The sequence below is a fragment of the Archaeoglobus sp. genome (assembly GCF_017656475.1).
Classification (GTDB): domain Archaea; phylum Halobacteriota; class Archaeoglobi; order Archaeoglobales; family Archaeoglobaceae; genus Archaeoglobus.
Genome location: NZ_JACDNT010000004.1, coordinates 1 through 25,801, shown reverse-complemented (window position 1 = coordinate 25,801; position 25,801 = coordinate 1). Strand labels below are relative to the sequence as shown.

Genomic DNA, 25,801 nt, shown 5'->3' with positions numbered 1-25,801 from the left:
CATATATTAATCTTTTTCAACCACTTCGAGCTCCACTTCCTCTCCGTTTCTGTTGTAGCACTTCCAGCTGTTCTCGTCGTAAGGATAGCACACAATGATGTGATACCTCCCAAATCGCGTGAATAAGGCCATATCTTCCTCTGAAGGTCTGCAGCTTGGTGATGGATGGCTGTGAACTGTTCCGAAAACTTTCATGCCGATCGGCAGCATGTCGAGGTGGATAACTGCTGAGACGGAGCCTGAAACAAATGGAAGAAAAATGAGCTCGTCCATCACATCCTTGCTCCCACTGAGTAGTGCTATGAACTCCTCGGGATGAGCACTTTTTGCAGCCTCCAGTATAGTTTTAAGCAATTCTTTTGATATCTTCACAGGAAATCCCTCGGATCTGTAATGTAACCTTTTACAGCAGTTGCAGCAGCGGTTGCAGGGGAGGAGAGGTAGATTTCTGCGTTTGGATTCCCCATCCTGCCTTTAAAGTTCCTGTTCTGTGTGGACAAGCAAACCTCACCGTCAGCAAGCACGCCCTGATGAATTCCCACACATGGCCCACAACCGGGATTGAGAACAATTCCACCAGCTTCAACAAAAGTCCTTATCAATCCTTTATCGAGAGCCTGCAGATAAACTCTCCTGCTTGCAGGAACAACGATCAGCCTTACTCCTTCCTTTGCCTTCCTTCCTTTCAGTATTTTTGCGGCAATCTCAAGATCCGACAGTCTGCCGTTGGTGCATGTCCCGATGTAAACCTGGTTAACTTCTGTGCCTTCAACCTCTTCCACTTCAGCAACATTGTCAACGTTGTGAGGCTTAGACACCATTGGTACGAGCGACGAAACGTCCATGTAAATCTCCTTCTCATACTCTGCATCCTCATCGGCCTTAACCTCTCTGAAGTCACTTTCCCTGCCAAGTTCTGCAAGGAATTTTCTCGTGTTCTTATCGCTCTCGAAAATTCCGGCCTTCGCACCGCACTCGACAGCCATGTTGGAGATTGTAAGCCTCTCTTCCACGCTCATTCTGCCAGCACACTCTCCATGAAACTCTAATGCTTTGTAGGTTGCCCCATCAACGCCAAGGTCACCTATTAGCTTCAGAATGACATCTTTGGCAAAAACTCCTTTTTGCAGAGAACCGTCAAGCTCAACCCTGAAGCTTTCGGGGACTCTGAACCAGTTCTTGCCAAGGGCTATGGCAACCGCCACATCTGTTGAGCCCATTCCCGTTGAGAACGCCCCAATGCCACCGTAAGTGCATGTGTGGCTGTCAGCCCCCACAGCCAGGTCTCCTGGCTTGACATAGCGTTCCACCATTATCTGGTGGATTATCCCCTCTCCCGGAGGGTTGAAGTCCGCACCAATTTTCTTTGCAAATTCGTAGATGAACTTTTGGTCGTTGCTAAGCTCTTTTCTTGGCGAGGGGGCGGCGTGGTCAACAAAGAAGTGCGCTCTGTCTGCAGCCTTAATCTCAACCCCAAGCTCCATCAACTGCCTTATGGCCAGAGGGGCAGTGCCGTCCTGCAGAGCTATCTGGTCAATTTCTGCAACAACAATGTCACCGGCATAAGCATCACTTTTTGATTTTTCACTGAGTATTTTTTCAGCTATTGTTTTGCCCATACTGCAAGTTAATTCGGTGCTTTTTAAGTTAACTGTGAAAGCAAACTTTATAGAGTTTCATGAGAATATTTGGTCATGAGGCATCCCAGAGTGGCTGGTAGTTTTTACCCTTCAAGTCCTGAGTCGCTGCTCGCAATGCTTAAAGAGTACACCTATTCCTCAAAGGATGATAGCGTTGTAGCATGCGTCTCTCCACACGCCGGTTACGTTTACTCCGGAAGAACAGCAGGTAGAGTTCACTCCGTTCTTCCCGATGCAGAGACCTTCGTCATAGTTGGGCCAAACCACACGGGCTACGGGTTACCTGTTGCAGTCTCAACCGACACCTGGCTCACACCCCTCGGTGAGGTTGAGGTTGATACGGAATTCGTTGATGCAATGCCTAAAACAATAGTTGCAGCGGACGAGATAGCCCATAGATACGAGCACTCTCTCGAAGTTCAGGTTCCGTTTCTTCAATACTTGCACGACGATTTCAAAATCGTCCCGATATGTCTCGGAATGCAGGATGAGGAGACCGCGAGAGAAGTGGTAGAAGAGATTCTCGTAGCTGAGGAAGATACCGGAAGAAGGATTGTTGTGATAGCCTCTTCAGACATGCACCACTACCTGCCCGATGAAGAGTGCAGAAGACTTGACAGCATAGTCATCGATGCTATCCTCTCAATGGACGTGAAAAGATACTACGAAACGATTTACAAGCTACAGGCAAGTGTATGCGGTTACGGCTGCATAGCTGTTGCGATGTACTACTCAAAGGCAAAGGGGGCGAGGGCGGAGCTTGTTGACTACTCGACAAGCGGGGATGTTGGAGATAGAAGCCAGGTTGTGGGGTACGCGGGAATAGTTTTTAGGGTTTGATTAAGTTGTTACTTTTCAAGCCATCAAAATTTTTTTTCGAATATCGAACCAAAACCTTAAGTGTTAGGAAGAATATTTAACCTTATGAGCGATGCCAAACAGCTTGTACTGGAAGCGATGAAAAAGGCGGGAAAGCCGGTAAGGCCAGGGGATATCGCAAAGGAAACGGGACTGGACAGCAAGGAAGTGTCCAAGATAATAAAGGAATTGAGGAACGAGGGGCTCGTGCATTCTCCTAAGAGATGTTATTACGCTCTGAAGGAGTGAGGTGGTTCCATGGGAACAGAGGAGAATTTGAGGAATGCTTACGCCGGAGAAAGTCAGGCAATGATCAGATACAAGATTTATGCCGAAATAGCGAGAAGGAAGGGGCTAGACGGAATCGCAAGAGTTTTTGAAGCTGCATCATTTTCAGAATTCGTTCATGCAAAGAACCACCTAAAAGTCCTTGAAAATGTTAACGATGTTAAGAAAAATCTTGAAACAGCTTATAAGGGGGAGACATACGAGATCGAGGAAATGTACCCTAAGTTCTATGAGGAAGCTGAGAAGGAGGGAAACAAGAGGGCGATGAACAGCATTAGGTGGGCACTTGAAACTGAAAAAGTTCATGCCGAGTTGTTCAGGAAACTGATTGAAAGTGGAGAAGATTTTAAGGGCAAAATCTACATCTGTCCTGTTTGCAGATATGCAATGGAGGGAGAAGCTCCGGACAGATGTCCGCTGTGCAACACTCTAAAGGAAAAGTTTGTTGAGTTTTGATTTATTGAAGGAAAATTTTTAATAATTTTTTACCAATTATCTGCATGAAGAACCTGTATTTTGAGGACTTTGAAGTTGGTATGAAGGTGGAGAGTTCGGCGAGGACTATAACTGAAGCAGACATTGTGATGTTCGCCGCCTTAACTGGGGACTGGAACCCAATCCATACGGATGCAGAATTTGCCAAAAAGACGATTTTTGGACAGAGGATTGCTCACGGCCTTTTGACTTTGTCAGTTGTTGCGGGACTTCTCGTGAGGCTGGGTCTGACGGAGAGGACGATAGTTGCGTTCTACGGGATTGATAAGCTGCGCTTTACCAAACCCGTTTTCATAGGAGATACCATAAAGGCTGTTCTCGAAGTTATCGGAAAGGAGGAAAAAGAGGGTAAACCTTACGGAGTGGTTGCGTACGACATTAAGGGCGTGAATCAGAGAGGAGAAACTGTTATTACGTACACCTCAAGGGTCGCAGTGCTCAAAAAACACTCTCAAGCCTGAGCAGCTTTTCCTTCAGGCTTTTCCCGTCAATTTTTTGGCTTAAGGCATGTGGTATGGTATAGCCTCCAATCCAGCTTTTGCCCACAACTCTATGGCATGGAATAATGACGGGTAAAGGGTTTCTCTTAACCGCCTGTCCTACTGCTCTGGGTGAGGTTTTGAGAATTCTGGCGATCTCCGAATAAGTCTTTGTTTTACCGTAGGGAATTTTGCTCACTTCTTCAAGCACACGTTTGGTGAATTCACTAACATTAAGCCTGTAAGGAATTCTGACTTCAACCTTTTCTCCCGAAAAATACCTTTGGAGTTGCTTTGAATACTTGCAGTCGGAGAAGGGAAAGGAGGGCGAGGTTGAGAAGTATGATTTAACAGCCTTCCCTCCCTCAAAAACAACATTGAAGTAAAGTTCCCCCCACCTGACCGAGAACATCAGAAGTCCCTGCCGGAGATGTCCCTCAACCTCTCTATCCCCTTTATCTCCTTTATTATCTCCGCTACAGACTTGGGAACATACTTCTCCCAGTCCTCTCCTTCAAGCATCTTCCTCCTGATTTCAGTGCCGTGGTACTCGTTCCGGTTGTACATTTTGGTGTGCATAACATTGAAGCCAGCTTCCTTGAAAAGCCGGTAAACGAGGGGATTGTTTGTGTAAACAACGTCGAATGGTGGAACCATGGAGCAAACATGTGCAACCCAGAGGCTGTTTCTGTAGATGTCTTCGAGGGGAATGATGTAAACCTTCTTGTCAATCCTCATTTCTCTCTTTATCTCCTCAACAGCCCTGTCTATCATCAGAACTCTCTCTCCTGCTGTGAACGGGTTTTCGAGTGAGTGGCTCTCCTGTGCACTGCCTATAGCTATTATAAGCTCATCAACTTTCTTAAGGACATTTCTGACTACTTCGTGGTGTCCGAGGTGGTACGGCTGAAATCTTCCTACGAAAAACGCCCTCATCTCGGTCTCCGCACTGCCCTCTTTATGTCATCCTTAAGTTTTCTTCCCGTCCTCCTCTCCCACTCCTCAATGGGGATTCCGTACTTTTCGTGTATAGCATCTCTGTATCTTTCCGGAATGACGTTGAAGGTGCAGAATGGGATGATTCTACCATCTGGACTACCGTAGTGTATTTCACACCTCTCAACTCTCGCAATGTCGTAGTTGTACAAGTCCTGGAAGTGCATCATTCCGATGAAAAGGGATTTCAGGTGAAACTCACCAAGAGTGGAGTAATCATGCTTAACCAGCACATCATAAAGAATTCTGGCGATGTTGAACCCCTTGGGTGCTTTCGACGAATCAACAAACTTTCTGAGGTCAAGGATGTCCTTAATTGCTCTTATGGTCTTCATCCTGCTTTTGGTAATTTCCTCTGCCTTCTCAGTTAAAAACTCAAAAAGCCCCTCCACGTCAACGAACCTCGTTATCGGGATGAGCTTGCCGTTATCTTTGAAGATGTAGGTTGCCATACCACAGGCAAAGTGTGTTGTGAGTTCATACTGCGGCTGGCCTGTCAAAGCCTCAACAAACCTTGAAATGGGCACAACACTCGGAACTGGGTAAAAGTCGTCCCTGCTGATCTCCCCTCCGGTCTGATCCTCTATAGCCTTTATGCAGTCGGGGATTGTAATGCGGAACTGCTCCCTCTCCTTTCTCGGCATGCTGCCCACCAAGCTAACCGGCTGGAAGTTCACGCCTCTGACAATGTCGATGTTGTCTGCAGCAAAGCGTATTATGTCTCCAAGCTGGTGGTCGTTCACACCTTTTATCACCGTTGGAACCAAAACTAGACCGAGCTGAGCTCTTCTGCAGTTCTCCAGAATTTTCGGAACTTCGTGGTGATTTTTGGGATTCGTTTTCTCATCAACACCGTCGAAGGAGAGATAAACGGTGTTAACACCTGCTACTCTGACTCTTAGAGCAAAATCCTTGTCCTCGGCAAGCCTTATTCCGTTCGTGTTCAGCTGGATGTGGTCGTAGCCCTCCTCTTTTATCATTCTGATAATGTCTATCAGGTCGTCCCTCAGTGTAGGCTCACCACCTGTGAGCTGAACAGCATTGCAGCCAATGGGTTTCAAATTCTTGGCTTTTCTCACCATTTCCCTTATCTGCTCCAAAGTTGGCTCGTAAACGTATCCTGCTCTTTTGGCATAGAAGAAGCAGTACCAGCATGCCAAATCACAGCGATTGGTCAAAACGATGTTTAGCAAGGCCGTGTGGCTCTTGTGGTTGTTGCACAGCCCGCAGCTGAAGGGGCATGTGGTGTTTTGAGTAATCGGGTTAGAGATTCCATGACCGTCAGCAGCAAATCTTGCGGCTTTCTTGAACATTTCGGCATCTCCCCAGTAAACGTCAACAAACTCTCCGTGTTCATCGCAAACCTTTTTGATCATGACTTTTCCGTTTTCTTCGTAAACTTCCGCTTCCAGAATTTTCAGGCACTCAGGACAGAGGGATTTTGTTTTGTAGGGAAGCCTAATACCCTTTAATTCAGATTCAATATGCTGCATTATGATTAAAACTGCTTCAAGAGTTTATCAAGTTTTCTATTGGGGATTGAGCTTTAATCCCCTCCCTCAGTTAATATCCACTGAATTAGAAAAAGATTCAATCTCAAATCCATCCATAATGTACCTATCGTCAAAATACCTTCTCACCAGCCTTTCAGCATAGTGTCTCGCCTTTGATATTTCAGCATCAAAGAATTTAAAGAAGTTCTCAACCTGCTTTCTAGTTCTCAGCTCCCACTGGTTTTCTGCAGCCGTTGTAACGATGAATGGGACGTCAAACTTTTTGATGACCATAATCTCCTTTCTAAGCTTTTCGAAAAGATGCATTCTTTTATAACCCTCAGTTCTGAGAAATTTTGAAAGTCCAAGCTCAATCGCCACATCTTTCTCAGCTGCAAGCTTAAGCGTTGCATAATCCAGCTCCCTGTCTTCCCAGTCTAGAATGACGTCAACCCTTCTCCTCATCACGGCTTCCCTGCAAACCGCTTCCTTCCCAACAACACCAACAATGGCTCTCCTTTTTACGTTCCGTAGCTTCTTTCTAAGCTCTCGCGGAGAGTCTGCTTTTATGACAATTCCACAACCTCCAGGCTTTTCAAGCATGAAAACGTAGCTCTTAAAGCCCAGGTCGGACAGGTTTTCTGGGAGAAACCTCAGGAAGTCGTACATAGCTCCTTGGCAAATTCTATTATCTTTTCCCGCTTTGAGGGGAACGTTACCAGTCTTAGCTTAACAGCAATTGGATCTCCCCCGCTCGTCAGCTCAACCTCCCCGAGGTATGCTTTCTGCTTGTCGATTCTTATGTGAAGAACGTTCTGGTCATCTATTTTTTCGTCAATTGTTTTCAAAATCTCATCAACCTGCTCTCCGAGAAGCTCAAGGAAGTAGGCCCAAAATTTCTTTATTTCGGAGCTTTTTGTCAGCTCAACTTCAAGATACTCCATTGGGTTTCCATAATGGCCTTTGGCCTTGCTTACAGCAATCTCAAATTCAAAAGGAAAAAGAGTTGAAATTGCTTCGCCGACTTTTTCTCTATCTTCGGTTGAGTGGACGACTGCAGATACTCTAATCCACTCAATCTTTCCTTTCATCTGCGCTTCTTCCTGAAGTTGGCTCTGAGGCTTGGTCTTACCTTCTCTGCCCCTCTGCCCTTCCTTCTTAACCCTCTTGCCTTCCTTCCTGCCGAAGTTAAGCCGCGGTAAACCCTTCCTCTCTTCCTGCTCACCCACGAAAGCTGGCTGTCGGTCTTAATGGCAGGATGGTCTCTGTCGACCAGAATGACCTCGAACCACTTATATCTTCCATCTTCGCCAACCCAGTAGGAGTTCAGAACCTCCATGTTCGGATACTTCCTGTTCGCCCTCTCCTCTGCAATCCACTGCAGGTTCTTCTTCGGTGTTCTCCTGTTAACCATCAGCCCCTTGCTCTTTCTACCCTTGTTTGGTCTTGTCGCTCTCCTTCCGCCTCTCCTTATCCTAACCCTTACAACGATTATTCCCTTTTTGGCCTTATAACCCAATGCCCTCGCCCTGTCAAGCCTCGTTGGGCGTGGAATTCTCACTACTGCTGGCTCCCTTCTCCACTTCTGCAATCTGTGCCACATCAGCTCTCCAACGTAGCCCTCGTAAGGTTTCTTCCAGGCTTCCCTGATGTAAGCATACATCGACTTCATCTTCACCACCACGCAACTTAAGCAACTGCTTCAACAACAGCAGGCTGAGTTTCAGTTTCAGCAGGCTCTGCAAGGAGTTCGATTTTCCTTATCTCCACCCTCCTGATAGGGTAGATTTTCTTTGCGTTCTTGTAAATCTCAGCCGGCACCTTGCCCAAGACGCACTCCTGTATGAACTGGACGAAGTTAAGCGAGCTTGCCTTCTCGACCACAATCTGCCTCATTATGGCCCTTATTGCCCTCTTCTGGCTCGTCTTGCATCTTCTGACCGTGAAAACTACAGATTTAACTCTCAGCTTGTAGCCGTCGGCAGTAGTTACATCAACAATGTCCTCAATCTTGCTCGTCCTCCTTCTGGTGAGGCTGTTGAGGTACTCTCTCGTCAGCTCGAACCTCCAGAACTTGGTGTAAGCGTTATCTCCAGCAACCCTGTAAACCTTGAAGATGAGCTTCTTGTAGGTGTTCTGGTTCGAATAGTCGTTTGTGAGCTCAGCCAGCGTTGTTTCAACCGTTCTACCAATGACCTTGCTCGCATCATCTGCGGGAGTCTCTCCGAGCTCTACCATTCCAAAGTACTCAGGAGCAATGAGCGTGAACCACTTTTTCATCGTCCATTTATCCTTAACTCTTGCAGCTCTTCTCTTTCTCGCCATGCTTTCAGCCTTTCGAGGGGACAATTAATAAAACTTTTGGAGACGATAGTTCATGCTAACTCTCCTGATGTGTGGAGGAAAGGGAACGAGACTTGGGAGGGGAGAAAAGCCTCTGTTTGAGGTTTGCGGAATGAAGCTCGTCGACCACTCCTTACTGCAGTACAAGGACTTTGACGTTATTGGCGTAACATCTCCATACACACCGGAGACGGAAAAGTATCTTGCAGAGAGGGGTGTGGAAATTTACAGGTCGGCGGGAAGAGGTTACATCGAGGATTACAGTGAAGCATGCGATGAGCTTTCTATCGACGAGCCGGTTGTAGTTGCCTCAGCAGACATAGTTTACATCAAAGACCTTGCCTTTGAAATTGTTGAGGTATATATGAAAACGGTAAAACCTGCTCTTACAGTGGTTATGGAGGATGAGCCGGTGGGTGTGAACATTATAGACCCGCTTTTTAGTGGTTGGCAGGAAGAAGAGATATATAGTATCGAGAAAGACAGTATTGTGAACGTAAACACAATTGACGATGTTAAGAGGGCTGAGAGGTTATGGACTACGATGAGAAAAGGGAAAGGCTTGCAGAAAGGTTGAGGTACGAGCTTAATTTAAGCAAGAAAGTTTACGAGGCAATAAAGAAGGTTCCCCGACACCTTTTCGTCCCAGAAAGGTACAAGGAAGAGGCCTACGTGGATACTCCACTCCCCATAGGCTACGGCCAGACTATAAGCGCGCCGCACATGGTGGCGATAATGTGCGAGCTTCTGGATTTAAAGGAAGGAGACAAAGTTCTCGAGGTCGGCACAGGATGCGGATATCACGCTGCAGTTGTGGCGGAAATTGTCGGGAAGAAGAGAAAGGTGATCTCCATCGAATACATCCCGGAGCTGGCTGAGAGGGCAAGAACGATTCTAAAGGCTCTTGGATACGAAAATGTAGAGGTTATAGTTGGAGACGGGAGTAAGGGGTACGAAAAGGAAGCTCCTTACGATAAAATCTATGTAACCGCAGCAGCCCCCGACATACCCAAGCCGCTTGTGGATCAGCTGAAGCCTGGAGGGAAGATGGTTATTCCTATCGGTAATTCCGTACAGTGGCTCGTTATCGTCGAGAAGGACGAAGAAGGCAATGTGAAAAAGAGAAATTGGGGGTCTGTCAGATTTGTGCCGCTGAGAGGTGAGTATGGATTCAAAAGTGTAAGGTATGATTGAAGCCATCAGAGCGTCGATTTCCTTTCTCACAACAATCCCCTTAGGTGGAAATATTGAAGAACTGAGAAAGAACCTATGGCTTTTTCCCTACACAGCTGTTCTGATTTCCTTAGTAGTCTCAATTCCCTATCTAATCAAGGACTTTATGGATGTGAGGTTTCTGGCTGTTGTGCTCTATTTGGCAGTTGAGGGGATAAATCACGTTGACGGGCTGGCAGATTTTGGAGACGCGCTTTTTGCTCCTGAAGGCAAAAAGAGGGATGCAATTAAAGACCTCAACACAGGAACAGGCGGTGTTGCAGTTGTGGTGATTTACTTTGTAATGCTCTACAGCCTACTCTCGCAATCCGGACTCTGGGAAATTCTTCTCTCGCAGGTATTGGCCAAATACTCGATGCTACTTCTGATGTTTACATCAAGGCCAAGCTGGGAGGGGATGGCGTCGTATTTTATGGAGAAGATTTCTTTCAGAGATGTTTTGTTTGGAGCGTTGCCGGTAGTGCTGGTTTGCTACAAAATTGGTGCTAAGTCTGCTGTTGCAGTGGCTTTTGCACTTGTAGCAGTCGTCTTTCTGAAGAAATACTCCGAAAAGCATTTTGGAGGGATAAATGGAGACGTGATAGGCTCGGCAAACTGTCTAGCTTTTGTCGCATCTCTGGCAGTTTTACAAATCTGTCAGTTTTGAGATGAAGAATCCCGCTGTATTGTGCAGATGCGGAAAGCTTCTGACAACCTTGTCCCAGTCTCTGAACTCCATGCCCTTAAACTCCCTAGTCCCCCTGCCGAAAGGCGAAGGCAAGGGCAGGACTTTAGCTCCGATTTTCAGCAGGTTTCCTTCATTTTCCTCAAAGGTTATCGAGCATGTTGCGTAAACGACTTCCTGAGCGTTTTTCAAAGCATTCTCAATCATTTTTCTCTGAACTTTTAAAGTGGATTTGAACTTTCGCTCGTCGAACGTCCACTTCACATTTGGCTGGGATGCGTAGTTGCCCGTAGATGAGCACGGAGCATCTACGAGAGCTTTGTCAGCATCATACTCAAACTTGCATCCGTCTCCAAGTTTCACCTCCGCAATTTTAACGCCAAGCTGCTTCAATTTGCTCTTCATCCTTCTAACCCTCTCCGGAGAGTTGTCAATGGCCACGATTTTCCCCTCGTTCTGCATGAGCATCGCCATGTGGGCTGTCTTCATTCCCGGTGCTGCGGCAAGGTCAAGAACTACCTCGCCAGGAGACGGGTTGAGGGCTTTAGAGACGAAGCATGAAGCGAGATCCTGTATGACGTATTTGCCTTTTGAGTGCCACTCAAGTGATGCGGGGTGTTTATCGTAACTTTTGACGCGAAAAACCTCCTCAAGAAAGGTTTCCTCAAGCACGACTCCGTTATCTTCCAGATATCTTCTCACAGCCTCAATAGAGCTTTTAAGCTCGTTCACTCTCACGTAAACCTGAGGGTTCTTCAGGTTGGCTTCCATCAGCCTTAACGCATCATCCTCACCCAGAAGCTCGATGGAATATTTTACAAACCACTCAGGGTGAAAGTATTTGAGAGAAATTTCTTTTAATCTGTTTCCGGGAGAGATTTCGAGTTTCTCCACATTTCTAAGGACAGCATTCACGAGGGGTGCTTTTCCCTTCTTCCTCGCAATTCTCACAGCAGAATCCGTTGCCAGTGCAGGATGGACGCCTTTGTATTTCATCTCGTAAACTGCAATCCTGAGCAGGTTTTTTGTGAAGAGGTCAAGCTTATCGAAGTTTTTGAGTGTTGATTTAAGGTAAAAATCTATTGCGTTCAGCCTTTTGAGAGTTTCGAGGCTGTAGGCGTGCACACTTCCCCTAATCTTGTAGTCAAATCTCCCGGCAATTTTCTGGACTGCAGATTTAACTGAAATTCTGCTTCTCTCGACCTCCGCCAGAACCTTTGCCGCTATCTCCTGTGTGGGAATCAAATTACTACCATCTGAGCGTGCGGGCATCCTTCAATGTAAAGAATCCTGTTTTTGTCAATAATACCAATCCTCACGGCAAGACTGACGGCCTTGCTACCAGTAATGTTTGCAATCGTCGCATTTCTCAAAGCCCTCTTTACTTCCTCCTCTCCGACTTCCTCCTCTCCGTAGAAGCTCTCCTTTACCTCCAGTTTAAGCTCTCCCTCTCTGAAGGTTCTGCCGACTATATCTGAGTCGCAGACGGCAACGAGCACTTCCCCTTTTACCCTGTAAACTCGCATTCTGAACATCAGATGTTTCTCACCGGGTGCTTTGCCCCGCAAGCAAGGCAGCGGAGCATGAGCACTCTCTCTTCCTTCACGAACTCTGTATCAGGAGAGTTGCACTCTTTGCAAAGGACATAAAGCTTTACATAGTCGTCAACCTCCTTCTGCAGTTCGCTTTCCGTGAACTTACCCTGGAGAATAAGCCTTCCATTGTCGATGAAGCCCGCTGTACCGAGTGACTTGACGATGTACTTGTAGAGGTGATCCTCACTCCTGTTGAGCGTTTTGGCAATCTGTGAAAAATTCTTCAGTATCGTTCTGGCTCCTTCTCTTTGAATGCTGACCTTCGGTATTTCGAACCTCTCCCTCCTGCTAACTTCCTTATCAGCAAGCTTTTCAAAAGCTCTTTCAAGGAGTTCCTCGTAACTCTTCATCGTCCTTACTACGTGGCTTTGGATAAATACTTACCGCTCGGTAATACCACCCATTCCTGCACGAAAACACTTTATTTACTTGGCAACTACGTGCGCTATGCTCTACTTAGGCCTCATCGGGTTTCCCGTTAAGCATTCCGTCTCGCCTGCAATGCAAAACGCAGCTTTAAAAGATGCAGGAATAGATGGTATTTACCTGGCTTTTGAAGTTAAGCCTGACAAATTAAGAGATGCTGTTTTCGGTGCTAAGGCTCTGAGATTTAAGGGGTTGAACGTTACCATTCCGTTTAAGGAAAACGTTGTTGAGTTTGTGGAGCTTAAAGGAGAGGCTGCGAAGATCAGGACGGTGAACACAATCGACCTAGTCGAGATGGTCGGATACAACACCGACGTCCACGGCGTGAAGGCTGCACTTGCCGGAAACGATTTGAATGGAAAAATTGCCTTGGTTGTAGGGGCAGGAGGGGCAGGGAAGGCTGCAGCACTGGCTTTGCTGGAGATGGGTTCCACCGTAATCCTCGCAAACAGGACTGAGTCGAAGGGTATGGAAGCGGTGGAGATGCTGAGGATGTATGGAGAGTGCATCTTCTGGCCGCTGAGCAGAGTTGAGGAGCTCAAAGGGAAGATTGACGTTCTGGTTAACGCCACCCCGCTTGGAATGAGTGGTTTCAGGGCTGAGATGCCCGTGCCGTCTTCACTGCTGGATGGTGTGGAGCTGGTTTTTGATACAGTCTACAACCCAATGAACACACCGCTGATTTTAGAGGCCAAAAGGAGGGGTTGCAGGGTTGTTTACGGCATAGAGATGCTCGTACATCAGGGTGCCAAGGCATTTGAAATCTGGACTGGCGTTAAGCCAGATGTCGAGGTTATGAGGGAAGCTGCTTTAAAGGCTTTAAGAAGTTAAGTTGTTTTGAGGTTTTTTCACCACTGCTTCACTTGAAAAACCATTTATTACTCAACCTCAACTCGCTCCCATGGTATCCATCGAGGACGTTTACCACACGGCAGAGCTGGCCAAAATTGAGATAACTGAAGAGCAGGCTAAGAAGTTCAGAAAGGAGTTTGAAAAGATTATCGATTACTTCAACATCCTTGACGAGGCTGAGGAGGATGTTGAGCCAACATTTCACGTTCTACCAATCACAAACGTCTTCAGAGAGGATGTAGAGGGTGAGTATTTATCGCAGGAGGAGGCTTTGAGCAACGCCAAGCATAAGGAAGAGGGTTACTTCAAGGGGCCGAGGGTGGTTGAGTGAGGATAACTGAGTGGAAGGAAAAGGTTGAGAGTCACGGATGCTACGATGCCGTTTCCGAGATGCTCGAACGCATTGAGAAGAGCAAGCTTAACGGCTACATAACTGTCTGCAAAGATGATGCACTGAAAATGGCGGAGAAGTACGACAGAGGAGAGCTTAAGGGCAGACTTGCCGGAATTCCGGTGGCGGTGAAGGACAACATCTCCACCAAAGGCATTCTCACGACATGCGCATCGAAAATGCTCAGCGACTACAAGCCGGTCTTTGATGCCCACGTAGTTGAGAGATTAAAGGCTGAGGGTGCGATCATTATCGGAAAGGCAAACATGGACGAGTTTGCAATGGGCACCACGACGGAAACCAGCTACTACGGTGTTGTCAGGAATCCCTACGACCTTGACAGAGTTGCTGGAGGGAGTAGCGGGGGAAGTGCTGCTGTAGTAGCGGCAGACGAGGCAGTCTTATCATTGGGAAGTGACACGGGAGGTAGTATAAGGTGTCCCGCGAGCTTCTGCGGTATTTATGGCTTAAAGCCGACCTACGGCCTCGTTTCGAGGTACGGACTTATCCCCTACGCAAATTCCTTAGAGCAGATAGGCCCGATGGCTGACAGCATTGACGACCTCGCTTTACTGCTTGAGGTCATTGCAGGCAAAGATCGCAGAGATTCAACAAACTCCGGAAAGGAGTTCAAATTCGTTCCTGAGGACAGGAAGCTGAAGGTCGGTGTGATTGCGGAGATGGGGGGCAATGAAGATGTGATGAAGCGCTTCAGCGAGGCTGTTGAAGTCATCAAGGAGAAGCATGAAGTCAAAGAAGTTAGCATGCCGTCTTTCAAGTACGCTCTCGCAGCGTACTACATCATCGCCATGAGCGAAGCATCGTCAAACCTCGCCAGATATGATGGTGTGAGGTACGGTTACGCATTAGAGAAGCTCGATTCGTGGAGAAGGTACTTTTCAAAGGTCAGGGCAGAGGGATTCGGGGATGAGGTAAAAAGGAGGATAATGCTCGGCAGCTATGCCTTATCTGCAGGTTACTACGGCAAGTACTATCTGAAGGCTCAGAAAGTGAGGACACTTGTCATCAGGGATTTCAAAAAGGCCTTCGAGGAGTATGACATTCTCATCTCACCCACCATGCCTTCCTTACCATTCAAAATAGGAGAACTCGCTGACCCGCTGACGATGTACAAGGCTGACGTTAATACAGTTCCGATTAACCTGGCCGGACTTCCGGCGTTGAGCGTTCCCATTGGGTTTGAGAGGGGGTTGCCTGTCGGACTGCAGGTGATTGGGAACTACTTCTCGGAAAACACGCTGCTCAACTTAGGGAAGTGGCTTGGAGAAAGGTTGCAGTCATAGAAAACCGAACTCTGCGAGGTAGTAGTGCAGATTGGCGAGAAACTCGTTTAGAGCGTGATAGGGAACGATGATGCATCCGGAGTGAAAGCGGAGAGGATCGTCGATGAAGCTCACGATTACCGGAACAGCCTTTTTTCCCGTTATTGCTGAAAATCGCTCCACTCTCTCCCTGTGCCTTTCTGCCTCCTTTTTGAGCTGCGAAACCCTGTATCTTGATGCAGAGTAAAGCTTTGCATCGAAGCAAAGCACGATGCCGTATCTCTCAGCGACCACATCTATCTCCGACTTTCCCTCTTCATCTTTAAACACGCACCTGAACTTGGTGGAGAAGCCGTGAGCTTCGCAGATTTTTCTTACCTCTTCCTCAAATTCCTGCCACTTCATCTAATAGCCTTCTTTCCGGATTCGCTTAACATTTCCTTCTCTACAAACACGATTGCATACTTCATGAGCTCATCAAGCTCCTCCTCATCGGCATCGAATATATCCGCAGGAATGGCAAACTCTGCAAAGCAGTACTCCTTCTCTCCCACAAGAGATTCCGTAACTTCCTTTCTGAAATCCGTTACGTCACTCGACACAACGATGACGACATCTTCATCTAGGTGCCCCTCCAGAAACTTGAGGAAGCTCTCCTTGCTGAAAACGTAGGCCGGCATGTATCAAGTAGGGCAAAGAGTAAAAATATTTATCCCAACTCATTTCGTGGAAATTTACTACTACACCTTTACCGGAAACAGCAGGAGAATTGCGGAAATTCTGGCGTCAGAATTTGATGGAGAGGTGCGAGAGATAAAGAGTTACAAGCTTCCCTACATTTTATGGCTCATCCTCTCATTTATCCCCTATCTTGGCGTGAAAATAGACACACAGCCACCCTCCGGCAGTGAAATTGTGCTGTGCTTTCCGAAGTGGACTCTGAACTGCCCTCCGGTAACAGCTTTTTTCAGAAAATATGCAGATGGTAAAAAGATTAAAATGGTAATTTGCTACGGCGGGTTCGACGAGAAGAGGTATGCCGAGTTTTACCTAAAATTTGCCATAAAATACGGTGCTTTAACTGCCGATACTATGCTTGTGAAGAGGAGAGAACTCAAAGAAAATGAAGAAGCTGTAAAGAAAAAACTCATCGATTTTCTCAAGTCTAACTAACAGCCGTTTCAACGCAGCTCTTCAAATCGCCAAACCGAACGTTTACCTTTCTGTTCTTGGGGAGGTAATGCAAGGCTTTTCCCGAATTCACCATAACGCACTCGAATTTTGAAGTTGCAGGAGAAACGACCATGCAGGTGTCGGAGAAAACCTTAATGCCATGCTCTTCAAGCTTTTTAACCAAATCCTGATTTTTCCTCACAACCTCTCTTGCGGTGAAGATCCAGAACTCTCTCTTCACTTTTCTTCCCTTTAGCAAGCTCAGAATAATCTCAAGCTCTTTCGGCGAGGCGTGGGGGCAGCCCACCGTCACAAGGTCAGGCTCGCATCCCCCTTCAATTCTGCCCTCAATCTCTATCTTCTCTTCCGGGACATCAAAGTCCTTCCACTCTGGAGTGATGCCCTCTGCGTGGAACATTACTGTGTTCCCGGTAGCTGCAAGCGCCGCACCCAGAAGCTTCAACTCCTCCTCCGTCACGCTCCTGTCGAAAATGAAGTAGGGAACCTCATCTCTCAGAACTTTTCCAGCTTCATATCCTGCAGCAGCCAGATCGCCCTTGATCTTCACAGCAATCGTTGGTGCCCTGTTCTCCTTTATGTGCATCCCGTAGTAGGGGATTTTCCCGATTATTGCCGCAGCAATTGCTGACGGCCCACTCTCCCTGTTCGTCCTTGCCCCTATAATTGAGTTGGCGTAAACGATGGCAGAACTCTCAGCCCATGCGAGATGGTCGCCGAATTCCGGTTTCAGGAGGTAGTATGGTGTGCATGTTAGAGTCATCCTAACCCCCAGCCTTTCGAAGACTTTCAGAACGCGCATCTGCTTCTCGTAGAAGTCTTCATCAATTCCCATCTCTCTCCATCTCTCCAAATCCATTCCCGCGGGATTGAGCGTTGCGGGAACTTTCAGTTCAGCGTCAAGGCTCTCAAGCCACTCCAAGCCTCCGTCACCAATGTTGTCATAGCTAACTCCTGAAATGTGCGCTGACTTTACCTCAATAAGCCTCTCAGCTTCATTAGCCTCACCCTCAGCAACAAGAATTTCCATGCACTTTCTGACCGTCTCGTTCTCACTTTCCAGCAGCCTCTCTTCATCCTTTGTCAGATACACTCTTTCACCTCCTTTTTAAGCCACTCTGGAAGAGCAAAGGCAGCTCTGTGCACTTCGGGGTTGTAGTGAGCCGTCTTTCCCTTTATCCTCTCAAATCTTTTGTCCAAGCTTTCAAAATCGTAATCACCACCGATTATGAAGCTCCAGAGAGCGAGCGGGTAAGAAGGAACGCAGGATATGTAAACCTCCCTCCTTTCGAATGGGGATGAGTTGAACAGCAGAGTTCTGAAATACTCCTTCTGGATGAGCGGGGACTGGGATTGAAGGCTGATGACGTCACATTTCTCCCTTGCCAGCTCAAAGAACTCTCTATCAAACAGAGTGTCGCTCACCCCAACGGGGTCGGTGCTGTCCACAATGATTACATCAAACCTCTCACAGTCTTTCAGGAACTCCTTCCCGTCCATGATGACTACTTCAGCCCTTTCATCATCAAACGCTCCTCTGTCAATGCCCAGAAACTTTCTGCAAAGCTCAATAACGTTCCTGTCTATATCCACCAAAACCGCTCTCCTGACATCGTGCTTCAAAACCTCCCTCAATGCTCCACCATCACCCCCGCCAACAATCGCAACATTCTTCGGATTTTTATGAGAAAGCATCGGAACGTGGACGAGCATTTCGTGATAGAAAGCCTCATCAAACTCGGTAAGCTGTATTTTCCCATCTATAACGAGCATCTTCCTGAATGATTCGGTCTCGTAAATCTCGACTTTCTGGACTCCTTTTGTCTCGTACAGCTTTCTTTTAATTTTGATTGCCAGACCACATCCGTTGTAGTACTCGTAGAACCAATCCATGAGCTAATGAAGGATTGATGGGAATATAAACCTATGTCTCGTGTTAAAGTTTTAACCGAGTTTTTCGAAGTTAAAGATGTGCTATCATTGCGGAATTTTATAAACAGAATTGGTACTAAGCAAAGGATAAGCATGGGCAAAATAGACTTAGACTTCTCAAAAATTGCGGCAGAATACGAAGATATTGCAACAGTACAAAAATCAGCATTGAAGTACTGCTAAAACTTCTGAAAATTGGAGGAAACGAAGACGTTTTGGACTTGGGATGCGGAACCGGTCACTTAACAAGGAAGATAAGGAGTTTAACGAACGGGAAGGTTGTGGGAATAGACCCATCAAGAGGCATGATAAAAGAGGCCGTTGTAAAAAGTAGAGGACTTGACATAGTTTACGAAATCAAAAGTGTAGAGGACATAGACTACGAGGACACTTTCGACGTCATTTTCTGCAATTCGGCTTTTCAGTGGTTCAAAGAACCGGAGAAGACAATAAAGAATTGTTACAGATCACTGAGGAGGAACGGGAGGATTGGAATCCAGGCGCCTGCGAAAAAAGTGTACTGCCCTAATTTTATAGAGGCAATCAAATTGGTGAAGAGGGACAAGATGGACTATGGAAACATTTGCCCACTTCAAAGAACCATGGTTCTATCTTGAGACAGCAAAAGAATATAGCTCCCTCTTCGAAAAGTGCTGTTTCAAGGTTGTTTTTTCGAAAATTGAGACAGTTACAACATCACACACCCCTGCGGAGGTGTTCAGGATATTCTCCTCCGGTGCAATAGCCGGATTCTGAACCAGGATTATTACGATGTAGAGCTAATAGAGGACTACATTTCAGCATTCAAAGAAATCGTAAAGAGAGCATTTGAACAGCAATCGGATGAGAGAGGATTGGTGAACCTGAAGTTTAACAGAATATTCCTTGTAGCTGTGAAAGAATGATAAAAGAAATCTATTGCAGCCTTTCAACAAAATTTTTCAATGCTTTGTTGAACTCATCTGGCTTTTCGAGCATCACCATGTGGCCGGCTTCGGGAATCACCACCATCTCTGCAGACGGGATGTGTTTTTTGAGAAACTCAGAGTACTTCACCGGTGTCAAAGCATCCTTTTCGCCGACAATAAGCAAAGTCGGAACGTCAACCTTTATCTTTCCGTTCCTGTAGTCGTCGAGCAGGTCAAATCTATCGCACAGAGAGAGGTCGAGGTGAAGGACTTTTGCTCTTTCGGCAAAAATTCTTGAAAATTCGTCAGCAAGCGATTCATTTGAAAATGCATATTTAGAAACCATTTTTGCAGCCTCCTCAGGCTTCTCTTTCAGCAATTTAAGTATCTCTGGTAGGACTCTGAGCCTCGCGCCTGTCCCAACGAGTGCGAGGGCTTTGACAACTTTGGGGTACTCTAGGTATATCTTCTGCGCCACCGCCCCTCCAAGGCTGTGCCCTACAATAACAGCACTGCCCACGAGCTTCTTCACAGCCTTTGCGACAAAGTAGGCGTAATCGGATATATCTCTTATCTCTGCCTCACAACTCTGGCCGTGGTTAGGCAAATCGATTGCATAACCTCCGACCTCTTCAAGCTGCTTTTCCCAGAGCGTGGCGTCACATCCTGAGCCATGGATGTACATTATATCTCTGTCTTTTCCCTTCAAAACTGGGATTCTCAGAGCATCGACTTCGAGGGTAATTCTTTCCATGGTAAAGATTAATTTTTACAGATTATATTAAGGTTTTGGAGTGCAAAGTAACCTGAAGTCGGCTTTTAACACAAGGTTCAGACACCTCCACTGAGTCAAATTTTAATAACAACTCGTCTTACTTTATACGATGAACGAAAAGCTGCTCAGCGAACTCAAAGGATATCAGATCGTGGGAAGGCATTCAGCGGTCAAGACGTGTCTATGGTTGAAGAAGTCGCTGAAGGATGAGGGAGTTTGCTACAAGCAGAAGTTCTACGGGATTAGAAGCCACCGCTGTCTTCAGATGAGTCCGGCATTGATGTGCAATCAGAGCTGCATCTACTGCTGGCGTCCACTTGAGCTGCTAAAGGGTTTCAAAGGGTGGGATGAGCCTGAGTTCATCGTTGAAGAGAGCATTAAAGCACAGCACCGCTTACTCAGCGGTTTCCACGGAACTGCCGGAGTCAACAGAAAGAAGCTTGAGGAAGCTTACAAGCCGAATCAGGTGGCCATAAGCCTCATAGGTGAGCCCACACTTTACCCCATGCTGCCAGAACTCATTGAGGAGTACAAGAAGAGAGGGTTTACGACCTTTCTCGTTACAAACGGAACGAATCCCGAAATGCTGGAGAGGGTGAATCCGACCCAGCTTTACATCAGTTTAACGGCGTTCGACGAGGAGAGTCATCTTACCCTCAACAGACCCGGAAGGTCAAACTGGGATAAAATTTTGAGGAGTTTAGAAGTCATGCGAGATAACAGTAGCAGAAGCGTGGTGAGATTGACTTTGATTAGGGGTTACAACATGGATGATAAGGCGATCAGAGGATATTCTGAGCTTATAGAGAGGGCAGAGCCAGACTTTATTGAGGCGAAGGCATACATGTATCTCGGCTACTCCAGATTGAGGCTAAAGTGGGAGAACATGCCCGAACATTCAGACATCGTTGATTTCTCAAGAAAGCTTGCTGAGTGTACAGGCTATAAGGTGAAAATGGAATCCGAGCCGAGCAGAGTCGTGCTGCTGGAGAGGGTAAAATGAGGCTTGAGTTATGCATGAAAAGGCTTGAGGAGCTTGAATCGGCGAGGGAGGAGTTGCTGAAAATTTTGAGGGAGATGAGAATCCACTCTACAAAGTCGATTGCCCTGATACATTCAGGAAAAATTGAGGAAGCAAACTTAGAGCTTCAAAGTGCGGTTGAACTCCTGGAAAAGGTGAATGGTTACCGCAAATATCCTGAGATTTACTTTTACCTCTGCAACGAGGCCATGCAGGAGCTTGTTGAAGCAATTGCATTCAAAAACGCAATAACTGGTGAATTCACCTTCGATATTGACCTTGATGTAACACCATCCGCGTTTTTAAACGGCTTTGCAGATGCGGTAGGAGAGTTGAGGCGGTACGCGCTTACAAAGCTCATTGAGGGTGATTTTCAAACTGCTCAGAGTATGCTGGAAATAATGGAAAGAATTTACGAGCACCTGATGGAATTCACGAGCTTTCCCGAAAAGCTCGTCCCCGGTTTAAGAAAGAAGCTTGATGTGGCGAGAATGAGCATAGAAAGAACGAAATCTGATTATATCGCAGCAAGGGTAGCGAGATTAAATGAGAGTCTGGGTGGGGATTGACGATACCGACAGCAGCAAAGGAATGTGCACGACATATCTGGCAGTCCTTGCAATGGAGAGAATAGAGAGAGAACTTGGGAAAGTAATAGGTTTCCCAAGGCTTATCAGGTTGAATCCAACAATACCATACAAAACGAGGGGAAATGGGGCGGTGAGTTTTCTTGCTGATGTTGATGACGTTGGCGAGCTTGTGGACGTTGTGAATGAAGTTATAATAGAGCATGCAATGTTTGAAGATGACAACACGAATCCCGGAGCAGTTTTTGTTGATGAAGAGCTTGCGGTTAAGCTGAAACCGTTTGCGGAGAAGGCCATAAAGGATGTTGTGATGCTCGATGAAGCTCTTTTCATCATCGGAAAGTACTTTATCCCTCACCTGAAACACAAAAAGAGGAGAGGACTTATAGGTGCTCTCGCTGCTGTTGGAGCAGAGCTAAACGACTTCACGCTTGAGCTGATTGCCTACAGGTATCCGGAGAGATTTGGGACTGAGAGAGAGTACGATGAGGAGAGCTTCTTCGACATGGACTTCGAGCTCTATCCAGAGACTTTCGACAATGTGGACTGGTGCAACGATGCTGTTGTTTGTATCCCCAACACCCCCTGCCCCGTCCTTTACGGTCTCAGGGGGGAGAATGTCGAAGCCTTGCACAAGGCAATGTCAATGGTCAGAACGGAGCCAATAGACAGGAGAATGATTTTCGTAACGAACCACGCAACAGATATGCACATTATCGACGCAGAGAGTCTGGATAAGATTGAAAACTACCATTCATACTGCATAAGGGGGAAGGTCGTGGATGAACCTTACGATATTGAGGGCGGTCACGTCTTCTTCGAAATTGAGACCAAGTTCGGCAACATCAAGTGCGCAGCTTTCGAACCGACAAAGCAGTTCCGCAACATCGTCAGAATGCTGAAACCCGGCGACGTTGTGGAAGTATATGGCTCAATGAAGAAGGATACGATAAACCTGGAGAAGCTTAGAGTTATAGAGGTTGCCGAGGTCTACGTTGAGAGAAATCCGATCTGCCCAATCTGCGGGAAGAGAATGGAGTCTGCTGGAAGGAATCAGGGATTCAGGTGCAGGAAGTGCAAAACCAAAGCGAAGGAAAGAGTCCGGGAGAAAGTGGTAAGAAGTCTTGAGCCTGGATTTTACGAGGTTCCCCCATCTGCAAGGCGACATCTTTCAAAACCCCTTATAAGGATGGACGCTGAAAGGAGACACATTTTCAGGTAAGTTTTTAATAATACAGGTGTTAAGGAGTTCCGATGAACGGTGATGACCAGAGCATTTTGAAAGCATGGATAGCCTTTCTGCCTGTGAGCGCTGGCCTTTTCATGGTTCTTCTGGATGTCAGTGTTCTGAATGTTGCTCTTCCGAGGATTGCGGAAGATTTCGGGGCAAAAATGTCTGACCTGCAGTGGATAATGAACGCATACACACTAACGATGGTCGTACTGCTTGTTATTGCAGGAAGAATAGGAGATATGGTGAGGAGAGACAGATTTTTCATTCTGGGAATGGTTATCTTCGTTCTCGGCAGTTTTCTCTGTGGCCAATCCTGGAATACGCAATCGATGATTGCATTCAGAGCTCTTCAAGCTGTTGGCGGCACGATTCTCAGTGCAAACACGCTCGCAATAGCCGCTGAACTCTTCCCTCCAGGGAGGAGAGGGGAAGTTATGGGTTTGAACGCCATTCTGATGGCGTCGAGCTTCACACTCGGGCCAATTATTGGGGGCTGGCTCACAACCAACTTGAGCTGGCACTGGGTCTTCTACATCAACATTCCAATCGGAATTTTCGCGATAGCTGCAGCCTGGCTAGCTCTCCCTCCTCTTGGGGGAAAAGAGAGGGTTCCGGTCGACTGGGTTGGAGCATTGCTACTGTCAATCGGACTAGGCTCTTTAACGCTCGGTATCATAGAGGGGCAGGACTGGGGATGGTGGGATGAGAAGACAATTTCGTGTTTCGTCGTCTCTTTCCCCTACCTGCTTGCCTTTTCACTGTGGGAGTTGAAAACTAAGTATCCCATGCTTGATTTAAGCCTGTTCAGAGTGAGAAACTTCACGGTTTCTGTCGTTGCTACATCAATTCTTTTCTTCGGGGTTTCGGCGAGTTTATTCGTTTTCCCGTACTTCCTGCAGGGTCTGAAGTTTCTCACTGCAGAGGAAGCAGGATACTGGCTTCTTGGCATTCCGCTCATGAACACCTTCGTTGCTCCGATTGCAGGAAGGCTGAGTGACAGAATGAATCCGAAGTATCTGATGTCCTTAGGGCCGCTGTTTTTTGCAATTGGTCTAATCGACATTTCTTCAGTGGATGTCGATATCAAATACTGGGAATTTTTCGCAAGAATAGCTCCAATGGGTATAGGGATGGGCATGCTGATGTCTCCCTCCCTGAACGTAGCAATCTCGTCAGTGCCGATAGAAAAAGCGGGGATGGCCAACGGCACCTTGAGGTCGATGAATACGCTCGCTCAGGCAATGGGTGTCGCTGTTGGTGGCGTGTTGCTGACCACACGCATGAAAGACTGGATTCCCGGATACGGAAACCAGATTCCTGACCCCGGAACGATGAGAATTCTCATTGCATACGCGAAGTACGGCAATCCTGCACCGCTTGTTGAGATGGTCAAAGGGTTCGTTGACAGCATGCATTTTGTCTTTAACACTATGATAATCTTCCCAATCCTGACCTCGCTAATAATACTGCTGTTTCTGCGTGGGTCGGAGCATGTCAGGGCGGCAAAGGCTGCAAGAGGTGGAGCCATAGCATAGTCACGAAGCAAAAAACAAATATACTCAAAGCTGAATTAATTCAGAGGGCCCGTAGCTTAGCCAGGTCAGAGCGCCCGGCTCATAACCGGGCGGTCGAGGGTTCGAATCCCTCCGGGCCCATTCCTTTTTTAGGTGTATTCCAGCCGATTTCCTCTAGCCGATTTAATGATGCGAGTGCGAATTATAGTAATTAAAACTTCTTTCTGAAACCCTTGCCTCTTCCTTCGTATTCTGCATCAAATAAGTATTCCATAATCCTTCCTATCACCGTAAATCCGCAATCTCCATCTCTACTTGTAACCGGACATAGTTCTCTGAAATCCTCTCTGTTAAATCTACCAGTTTCTAAGAATCTCATTATTGCTGCAACAAGTTCATTCATAACAACTCTTTTTTGGTGAACATTCTCCCCACCTGTTACGAAATAATATAGACAAAGCCGCCCTTCCTTGTCGCGATCCCATTTATAAAATTCATATGGAATTCCATGTTTAAGTTTAGGGAATTTGTCGAATTTAATCGGGATATTCTCTTGTATCTTTCTACTAATCTCCGCCGATTTCATCCTAACTCACCTCCAATGAAGCTTAGAATTTTACTCTATTTAAATTTGATAGAACCATACTACCATACTATGCCCCTGCTCATACTACCAACTACTACCCACACTTCTTTTGCTTGACTCTTGTTGGGTTTTTGCACCAAAACCATAGGCAGTTCTAAGGTGTTAAAAAGGGGTATTAAATTTAAATAATTATGAAGCAAAGTGTACTATGATGGAGGAGTACATCTCCCTCGGAGCAAAGGAGATAAAATATACGACATTAGAAAAAATATTGGGCCATCTTAAATACGTAACTCCTATTGTCTTATTGCTCTATTGTCTTATTGCTGAAAGAAGTCAACATCCTCGAAATCCCCGCACCAAAGGGTATAGGTAAAACATTAAACGTATTTGGAGCATTTAACACGATAATAAAATCAAATCCTGAATTGCTACCAATATCGATTGGCTTCGATCCTACTGATGGTAAAATAAAAATTCATAATATTAATTGCTACATAAATGCTGAGCATCTTGAAAAAAGAGATTATCTACTGGATCTTAATCCAAAAGAACTTGTAAAAGAGGCAGATATCATCTCGTTTGATAACATTCATTATGTATGTGATTTAGCAAGAGAAAATATTGTTTCACCAGATGTGATGGATATTATTGCAAAGGCCATCCTAGATGAAATCGAGGAAGGTAAAAAAATAATACTACCAACGGAGAATGGGTTGAAGTATTACTTCTGTATAGCAAACGAGAATGGTGAATTTGTTGAACTTGTAAAATTTATTGGAAAATATGAATATTTTCATAGAATGTACATGTTCCCGCCTTCTGTTGATGATCTTTGTAAGATCTACAATGTAGAGCTATCAGAAGAAGTGAAAGTACTTTGGAATAAGTTTTCCTATAACCTCCCAAGGTCTTTTGTGAACATGATCAATTTATTTGGCAGGAAAATAACTATGAAAGACTAGGGTGCTTACACAATCCTCAATCCAATCTCTTCTTTAACTTGTTCAATCTTCA

At 46.2% G+C, this 25,801-nt stretch carries 35 protein-coding genes and 1 tRNA gene; 18 read left to right on the top strand and 18 right to left on the bottom strand.

What is annotated here, in order from left to right:
• Positions 1-6: 6 nt before the first annotated feature.
• Together H0Z19_RS01835 and H0Z19_RS01830 are read right to left on the bottom strand one after the other, a co-directional pair.
• Positions 7-372, bottom strand: a complete 366-nt coding sequence (locus H0Z19_RS01835; RefSeq protein ID WP_290723234.1) for a Mov34/MPN/PAD-1 family protein — start codon at positions 370-372, stop codon at positions 7-9.
• Positions 369-1,619: a homoaconitate hydratase family protein gene (locus H0Z19_RS01830; protein ID WP_290723233.1), complete on the bottom strand. Its 1,251-nt coding sequence runs from the start codon at positions 1,617-1,619 to the stop codon at positions 369-371. Before H0Z19_RS01830 ends, H0Z19_RS01835 begins: the two co-directional genes overlap by 4 nt.
• 69 nt (positions 1,620-1,688) lie before the next feature.
• Here H0Z19_RS01830 and H0Z19_RS01825 point away from each other — a divergent pair, with 69 nt between their 5' ends.
• From H0Z19_RS01825 to H0Z19_RS01810, 4 genes are all read left to right on the top strand, one after another.
• Positions 1,689-2,480, top strand: coding sequence for an MEMO1 family protein (locus H0Z19_RS01825; protein ID WP_365892200.1), 792 nt, complete (start codon positions 1,689-1,691; stop codon positions 2,478-2,480).
• An 84-nt stretch (positions 2,481-2,564) separates the two neighbouring features.
• Positions 2,565-2,747, top strand: a complete 183-nt coding sequence (locus tag H0Z19_RS01820; protein WP_290723230.1) for a MarR family transcriptional regulator — start codon at positions 2,565-2,567, stop codon at positions 2,745-2,747.
• Positions 2,748-2,756: 9 nt separating this feature from the next.
• Positions 2,757-3,242 carry a rubrerythrin family protein gene (locus tag H0Z19_RS01815; RefSeq protein ID WP_290723228.1) on the top strand — a complete coding sequence of 162 codons (486 nt, stop codon included), beginning with the start codon at positions 2,757-2,759 and terminating at the stop codon, positions 3,240-3,242.
• 44 nt (positions 3,243-3,286) lie between these two features.
• Entirely contained in the window at positions 3,287-3,742 is a 456-nt protein-coding gene (locus H0Z19_RS01810; protein WP_290723226.1) for a MaoC/PaaZ C-terminal domain-containing protein, read from the top strand.
• On the opposite strand, the gene H0Z19_RS01805 is transcribed toward H0Z19_RS01810, so the two are convergent.
• From H0Z19_RS01805 to H0Z19_RS01775, 7 genes are all read right to left on the bottom strand, one after another.
• Complete coding sequence (locus H0Z19_RS01805; RefSeq protein ID WP_290723225.1) at positions 3,720-4,172, bottom strand: methylated-DNA--[protein]-cysteine S-methyltransferase; 453 nt, start codon at positions 4,170-4,172, stop codon at positions 3,720-3,722. The genes H0Z19_RS01810 and H0Z19_RS01805 overlap by 23 nt on opposite strands.
• A complete protein-coding gene (locus tag H0Z19_RS01800) occupies positions 4,172-4,696 on the bottom strand; it encodes a nicotinamide-nucleotide adenylyltransferase (protein ID WP_290723224.1) in 525 nt (174 codons plus the stop codon). Before H0Z19_RS01800 ends, H0Z19_RS01805 begins: the two co-directional genes overlap by 1 nt.
• Entirely contained in the window at positions 4,693-6,249 is a 1,557-nt protein-coding gene (gene tes, locus H0Z19_RS01795; RefSeq protein WP_290723223.1) for a tetraether lipid synthase Tes, read from the bottom strand. The genes H0Z19_RS01800 and tes overlap by 4 nt, the downstream gene beginning before the upstream one ends.
• Positions 6,250-6,315: 66 nt before the next feature.
• Positions 6,316-6,918: an RNase P subunit p30 family protein gene (locus H0Z19_RS01790; RefSeq protein ID WP_290723221.1), complete on the bottom strand. Its 603-nt coding sequence runs from the start codon at positions 6,916-6,918 to the stop codon at positions 6,316-6,318.
• Positions 6,903-7,340: an RNA-binding domain-containing protein gene (locus tag H0Z19_RS01785; RefSeq protein WP_290723220.1), complete on the bottom strand. Its 438-nt coding sequence runs from the start codon at positions 7,338-7,340 to the stop codon at positions 6,903-6,905. Before H0Z19_RS01785 ends, H0Z19_RS01790 begins: the two co-directional genes overlap by 16 nt.
• Positions 7,337-7,921 carry a 50S ribosomal protein L15e gene (locus H0Z19_RS01780; RefSeq protein WP_290723219.1) on the bottom strand — a complete coding sequence of 195 codons (585 nt, stop codon included), beginning with the start codon at positions 7,919-7,921 and terminating at the stop codon, positions 7,337-7,339. Before H0Z19_RS01780 ends, H0Z19_RS01785 begins: the two co-directional genes overlap by 4 nt.
• A 17-nt stretch (positions 7,922-7,938) precedes the next feature.
• Complete coding sequence (locus H0Z19_RS01775) at positions 7,939-8,574, bottom strand: 30S ribosomal protein S3ae (protein ID WP_290723218.1); 636 nt, start codon at positions 8,572-8,574, stop codon at positions 7,939-7,941.
• A gap of 52 nt (positions 8,575-8,626) precedes the next feature.
• On the opposite strand from H0Z19_RS01775, the gene H0Z19_RS01770 reads away from it, so the two are divergent.
• The 3 genes from H0Z19_RS01770 to cobS are packed head-to-tail and all read left to right on the top strand — an operon-like array spanning position 8,627 to position 10,471.
• Complete coding sequence (locus H0Z19_RS01770; protein WP_290723216.1) at positions 8,627-9,169, top strand: TIGR00454 family protein; 543 nt, start codon at positions 8,627-8,629, stop codon at positions 9,167-9,169.
• On the top strand, positions 9,127-9,786 hold the full coding sequence (locus tag H0Z19_RS01765) for a protein-L-isoaspartate O-methyltransferase (protein ID WP_290723214.1): 660 nt from the start codon (positions 9,127-9,129) through the stop codon (positions 9,784-9,786). Before H0Z19_RS01770 ends, H0Z19_RS01765 begins: the two co-directional genes overlap by 43 nt.
• Entirely contained in the window at positions 9,779-10,471 is a 693-nt protein-coding gene (cobS, locus tag H0Z19_RS01760; RefSeq protein WP_290723211.1) for an adenosylcobinamide-GDP ribazoletransferase, read from the top strand. The genes H0Z19_RS01765 and cobS overlap by 8 nt, the downstream gene beginning before the upstream one ends.
• Here the strand turns inward: cobS and H0Z19_RS01755 are convergent.
• From H0Z19_RS01755 to H0Z19_RS01745, 3 genes are read right to left on the bottom strand one after another with little or no spacing between them, the layout of a single operon-like run.
• Positions 10,451-11,734 carry an RsmB/NOP family class I SAM-dependent RNA methyltransferase gene (locus H0Z19_RS01755; RefSeq protein WP_290723209.1) on the bottom strand — a complete coding sequence of 428 codons (1,284 nt, stop codon included), beginning with the start codon at positions 11,732-11,734 and terminating at the stop codon, positions 10,451-10,453. The genes cobS and H0Z19_RS01755 overlap by 21 nt on opposite strands.
• On the bottom strand, positions 11,731-12,015 hold the full coding sequence (locus tag H0Z19_RS01750) for a DUF424 domain-containing protein (RefSeq protein WP_365892225.1): 285 nt from the start codon (positions 12,013-12,015) through the stop codon (positions 11,731-11,733). The genes H0Z19_RS01755 and H0Z19_RS01750 overlap by 4 nt, the downstream gene beginning before the upstream one ends.
• A gap of 8 nt (positions 12,016-12,023) precedes the next feature.
• The gene (locus tag H0Z19_RS01745; RefSeq protein ID WP_290723204.1) at positions 12,024-12,434 is read right to left on the bottom strand and encodes a translation initiation factor IF-2 subunit beta; all 411 of its coding nucleotides are present in this window, start codon (positions 12,432-12,434) and stop codon (positions 12,024-12,026) included.
• A gap of 97 nt (positions 12,435-12,531) precedes the next feature.
• On the opposite strand from H0Z19_RS01745, the gene aroE reads away from it, so the two are divergent.
• From aroE to gatA, 3 genes are all read left to right on the top strand, one after another.
• Positions 12,532-13,341, top strand: coding sequence for a shikimate dehydrogenase (gene aroE, locus H0Z19_RS01740; RefSeq protein ID WP_290723203.1), 810 nt, complete (start codon positions 12,532-12,534; stop codon positions 13,339-13,341).
• Positions 13,342-13,411: 70 nt separating this feature from the next.
• Positions 13,412-13,693, top strand: a complete 282-nt coding sequence (gene gatC, locus H0Z19_RS01735) for an Asp-tRNA(Asn)/Glu-tRNA(Gln) amidotransferase subunit GatC (protein WP_290723201.1) — start codon at positions 13,412-13,414, stop codon at positions 13,691-13,693.
• Positions 13,694-13,695: 2 nt separating this feature from the next.
• A complete protein-coding gene (gatA, locus tag H0Z19_RS01730) occupies positions 13,696-15,057 on the top strand; it encodes an Asp-tRNA(Asn)/Glu-tRNA(Gln) amidotransferase subunit GatA (protein ID WP_365892223.1) in 1,362 nt (453 codons plus the stop codon).
• Here gatA and H0Z19_RS01725 read toward each other — a convergent pair.
• Both H0Z19_RS01725 and H0Z19_RS01720 read right to left on the bottom strand, forming a co-directional pair.
• Entirely contained in the window at positions 15,052-15,441 is a 390-nt protein-coding gene (locus tag H0Z19_RS01725) for a hypothetical protein (protein ID WP_290723198.1), read from the bottom strand. The genes gatA and H0Z19_RS01725 overlap by 6 nt on opposite strands.
• Entirely contained in the window at positions 15,438-15,716 is a 279-nt protein-coding gene (locus H0Z19_RS01720; protein ID WP_290723196.1) for an AF2331 family protein, read from the bottom strand. The genes H0Z19_RS01725 and H0Z19_RS01720 overlap by 4 nt, the downstream gene beginning before the upstream one ends.
• Before the next feature lie 46 nt (positions 15,717-15,762).
• Here H0Z19_RS01720 and H0Z19_RS01715 point away from each other — a divergent pair, with 46 nt between their 5' ends.
• Complete coding sequence (locus H0Z19_RS01715) at positions 15,763-16,209, top strand: hypothetical protein (RefSeq protein WP_290723195.1); 447 nt, start codon at positions 15,763-15,765, stop codon at positions 16,207-16,209.
• Here H0Z19_RS01715 and H0Z19_RS01710 read toward each other — a convergent pair.
• Positions 16,202-17,320 (bottom strand): aconitase X, encoded by a 1,119-nt coding sequence (locus tag H0Z19_RS01710; protein WP_290723193.1) that lies wholly within the window; start codon positions 17,318-17,320, stop codon positions 16,202-16,204. The genes H0Z19_RS01715 and H0Z19_RS01710 overlap by 8 nt on opposite strands.
• The gene (gene speE, locus H0Z19_RS01705) at positions 17,311-18,120 is read right to left on the bottom strand and encodes a spermidine synthase (protein ID WP_290723192.1); all 810 of its coding nucleotides are present in this window, start codon (positions 18,118-18,120) and stop codon (positions 17,311-17,313) included. The genes H0Z19_RS01710 and speE overlap by 10 nt, the downstream gene beginning before the upstream one ends.
• Before the next feature lie 173 nt (positions 18,121-18,293).
• Here speE and H0Z19_RS01700 point away from each other — a divergent pair, with 173 nt between their 5' ends.
• The gene (locus H0Z19_RS01700) at positions 18,294-18,776 is read left to right on the top strand and encodes a class I SAM-dependent methyltransferase (protein WP_365892221.1); all 483 of its coding nucleotides are present in this window, start codon (positions 18,294-18,296) and stop codon (positions 18,774-18,776) included.
• Between the two features lie 298 nt (positions 18,777-19,074).
• On the opposite strand, the gene H0Z19_RS01695 is transcribed toward H0Z19_RS01700, so the two are convergent.
• Positions 19,075-19,821, bottom strand: a complete 747-nt coding sequence (locus tag H0Z19_RS01695) for an alpha/beta hydrolase (RefSeq protein WP_290723191.1) — start codon at positions 19,819-19,821, stop codon at positions 19,075-19,077.
• Positions 19,822-19,951: 130 nt separating this feature from the next.
• On the opposite strand from H0Z19_RS01695, the gene twy1 reads away from it, so the two are divergent.
• The 5 genes from twy1 (at position 19,952) to H0Z19_RS01670 (ending at position 24,339) form a co-directional block, all read left to right on the top strand.
• Positions 19,952-20,845, top strand: coding sequence for a 4-demethylwyosine synthase TYW1 (gene twy1, locus H0Z19_RS01690; protein ID WP_290723190.1), 894 nt, complete (start codon positions 19,952-19,954; stop codon positions 20,843-20,845).
• A complete protein-coding gene (locus tag H0Z19_RS01685) occupies positions 20,842-21,432 on the top strand; it encodes a translin (protein ID WP_290723189.1) in 591 nt (196 codons plus the stop codon). The genes twy1 and H0Z19_RS01685 overlap by 4 nt, the downstream gene beginning before the upstream one ends.
• Positions 21,410-22,672, top strand: coding sequence for a tRNA(Ile2) 2-agmatinylcytidine synthetase TiaS (gene tiaS, locus H0Z19_RS01680; RefSeq protein WP_290723188.1), 1,263 nt, complete (start codon positions 21,410-21,412; stop codon positions 22,670-22,672). The genes H0Z19_RS01685 and tiaS overlap by 23 nt, the downstream gene beginning before the upstream one ends.
• Positions 22,673-22,704: 32 nt before the next feature.
• Positions 22,705-24,219 (top strand): MFS transporter, encoded by a 1,515-nt coding sequence (locus H0Z19_RS01675; protein WP_290723187.1) that lies wholly within the window; start codon positions 22,705-22,707, stop codon positions 24,217-24,219.
• Positions 24,220-24,264: 45 nt separating this feature from the next.
• Positions 24,265-24,339: transfer RNA gene (locus H0Z19_RS01670), tRNA-Ile, on the top strand.
• 70 nt (positions 24,340-24,409) lie between these two features.
• Here the strand turns inward: H0Z19_RS01670 and H0Z19_RS01665 are convergent.
• Positions 24,410-24,784 carry a hypothetical protein gene (locus tag H0Z19_RS01665; RefSeq protein ID WP_290723186.1) on the bottom strand — a complete coding sequence of 125 codons (375 nt, stop codon included), beginning with the start codon at positions 24,782-24,784 and terminating at the stop codon, positions 24,410-24,412.
• Between the two features lie 323 nt (positions 24,785-25,107).
• Here H0Z19_RS01665 and H0Z19_RS01660 point away from each other — a divergent pair, with 323 nt between their 5' ends.
• Positions 25,108-25,749: a hypothetical protein gene (locus H0Z19_RS01660; protein ID WP_290723185.1), complete on the top strand. Its 642-nt coding sequence runs from the start codon at positions 25,108-25,110 to the stop codon at positions 25,747-25,749.
• Positions 25,750-25,801 lie beyond the last annotated feature (52 nt).

Bases quoted from the DNA above. Each gene is read 5' to 3' on its own strand.
- H0Z19_RS01830 (WP_290723233.1), bottom strand. From the start codon at position 1,619: ATGGGCAAAACAATAGCTGAAAAAATACTCAGTGAAAAATCAAAAAGT.
- H0Z19_RS01820 (WP_290723230.1), top strand. From the start codon at position 2,565: ATGAGCGATGCCAAACAGCTTGTACTGGAAGCGATGAAAAAGGCGGGA.
- H0Z19_RS01815 (WP_290723228.1), top strand. From the start codon at position 2,757: ATGGGAACAGAGGAGAATTTGAGGAATGCTTACGCCGGAGAAAGTCAG.
- H0Z19_RS01810 (WP_290723226.1), top strand. From the start codon at position 3,287: ATGAAGAACCTGTATTTTGAGGACTTTGAAGTTGGTATGAAGGTGGAG.
- H0Z19_RS01805 (WP_290723225.1), bottom strand. From the start codon at position 4,172: ATGTTCTCGGTCAGGTGGGGGGAACTTTACTTCAATGTTGTTTTTGAG.
- H0Z19_RS01800 (WP_290723224.1), bottom strand. From the start codon at position 4,696: ATGAGGGCGTTTTTCGTAGGAAGATTTCAGCCGTACCACCTCGGACAC.
- tes (WP_290723223.1), bottom strand. From the start codon at position 6,249: ATGCAGCATATTGAATCTGAATTAAAGGGTATTAGGCTTCCCTACAAA.
- H0Z19_RS01790 (WP_290723221.1), bottom strand. From the start codon at position 6,918: ATGTACGACTTCCTGAGGTTTCTCCCAGAAAACCTGTCCGACCTGGGC.
- H0Z19_RS01785 (WP_290723220.1), bottom strand. From the start codon at position 7,340: ATGAAAGGAAAGATTGAGTGGATTAGAGTATCTGCAGTCGTCCACTCA.
- H0Z19_RS01780 (WP_290723219.1), bottom strand. From the start codon at position 7,921: ATGAAGTCGATGTATGCTTACATCAGGGAAGCCTGGAAGAAACCTTAC.
- H0Z19_RS01775 (WP_290723218.1), bottom strand. From the start codon at position 8,574: ATGGCGAGAAAGAGAAGAGCTGCAAGAGTTAAGGATAAATGGACGATG.
- H0Z19_RS01770 (WP_290723216.1), top strand. From the start codon at position 8,627: ATGCTAACTCTCCTGATGTGTGGAGGAAAGGGAACGAGACTTGGGAGG.
- H0Z19_RS01765 (WP_290723214.1), top strand. From the start codon at position 9,127: ATGGACTACGATGAGAAAAGGGAAAGGCTTGCAGAAAGGTTGAGGTAC.
- cobS (WP_290723211.1), top strand. From the start codon at position 9,779: ATGATTGAAGCCATCAGAGCGTCGATTTCCTTTCTCACAACAATCCCC.
- H0Z19_RS01750 (WP_365892225.1), bottom strand. From the start codon at position 12,015: ATGCGAGTTTACAGGGTAAAAGGGGAAGTGCTCGTTGCCGTCTGCGAC.
- H0Z19_RS01745 (WP_290723204.1), bottom strand. From the start codon at position 12,434: ATGAAGAGTTACGAGGAACTCCTTGAAAGAGCTTTTGAAAAGCTTGCT.
- aroE (WP_290723203.1), top strand. From the start codon at position 12,532: ATGCTCTACTTAGGCCTCATCGGGTTTCCCGTTAAGCATTCCGTCTCG.
- gatC (WP_290723201.1), top strand. From the start codon at position 13,412: ATGGTATCCATCGAGGACGTTTACCACACGGCAGAGCTGGCCAAAATT.
- H0Z19_RS01725 (WP_290723198.1), bottom strand. From the start codon at position 15,441: ATGAAGTGGCAGGAATTTGAGGAAGAGGTAAGAAAAATCTGCGAAGCT.
- H0Z19_RS01720 (WP_290723196.1), bottom strand. From the start codon at position 15,716: ATGCCGGCCTACGTTTTCAGCAAGGAGAGCTTCCTCAAGTTTCTGGAG.
- speE (WP_290723192.1), bottom strand. From the start codon at position 18,120: ATGGATTGGTTCTACGAGTACTACAACGGATGTGGTCTGGCAATCAAA.
- H0Z19_RS01695 (WP_290723191.1), bottom strand. From the start codon at position 19,821: ATGGAAAGAATTACCCTCGAAGTCGATGCTCTGAGAATCCCAGTTTTG.
- twy1 (WP_290723190.1), top strand. From the start codon at position 19,952: ATGAACGAAAAGCTGCTCAGCGAACTCAAAGGATATCAGATCGTGGGA.
- H0Z19_RS01685 (WP_290723189.1), top strand. From the start codon at position 20,842: ATGAGGCTTGAGTTATGCATGAAAAGGCTTGAGGAGCTTGAATCGGCG.
- tiaS (WP_290723188.1), top strand. From the start codon at position 21,410: ATGAGAGTCTGGGTGGGGATTGACGATACCGACAGCAGCAAAGGAATG.
- H0Z19_RS01675 (WP_290723187.1), top strand. From the start codon at position 22,705: ATGAACGGTGATGACCAGAGCATTTTGAAAGCATGGATAGCCTTTCTG.
- H0Z19_RS01665 (WP_290723186.1), bottom strand. From the start codon at position 24,784: ATGAAATCGGCGGAGATTAGTAGAAAGATACAAGAGAATATCCCGATT.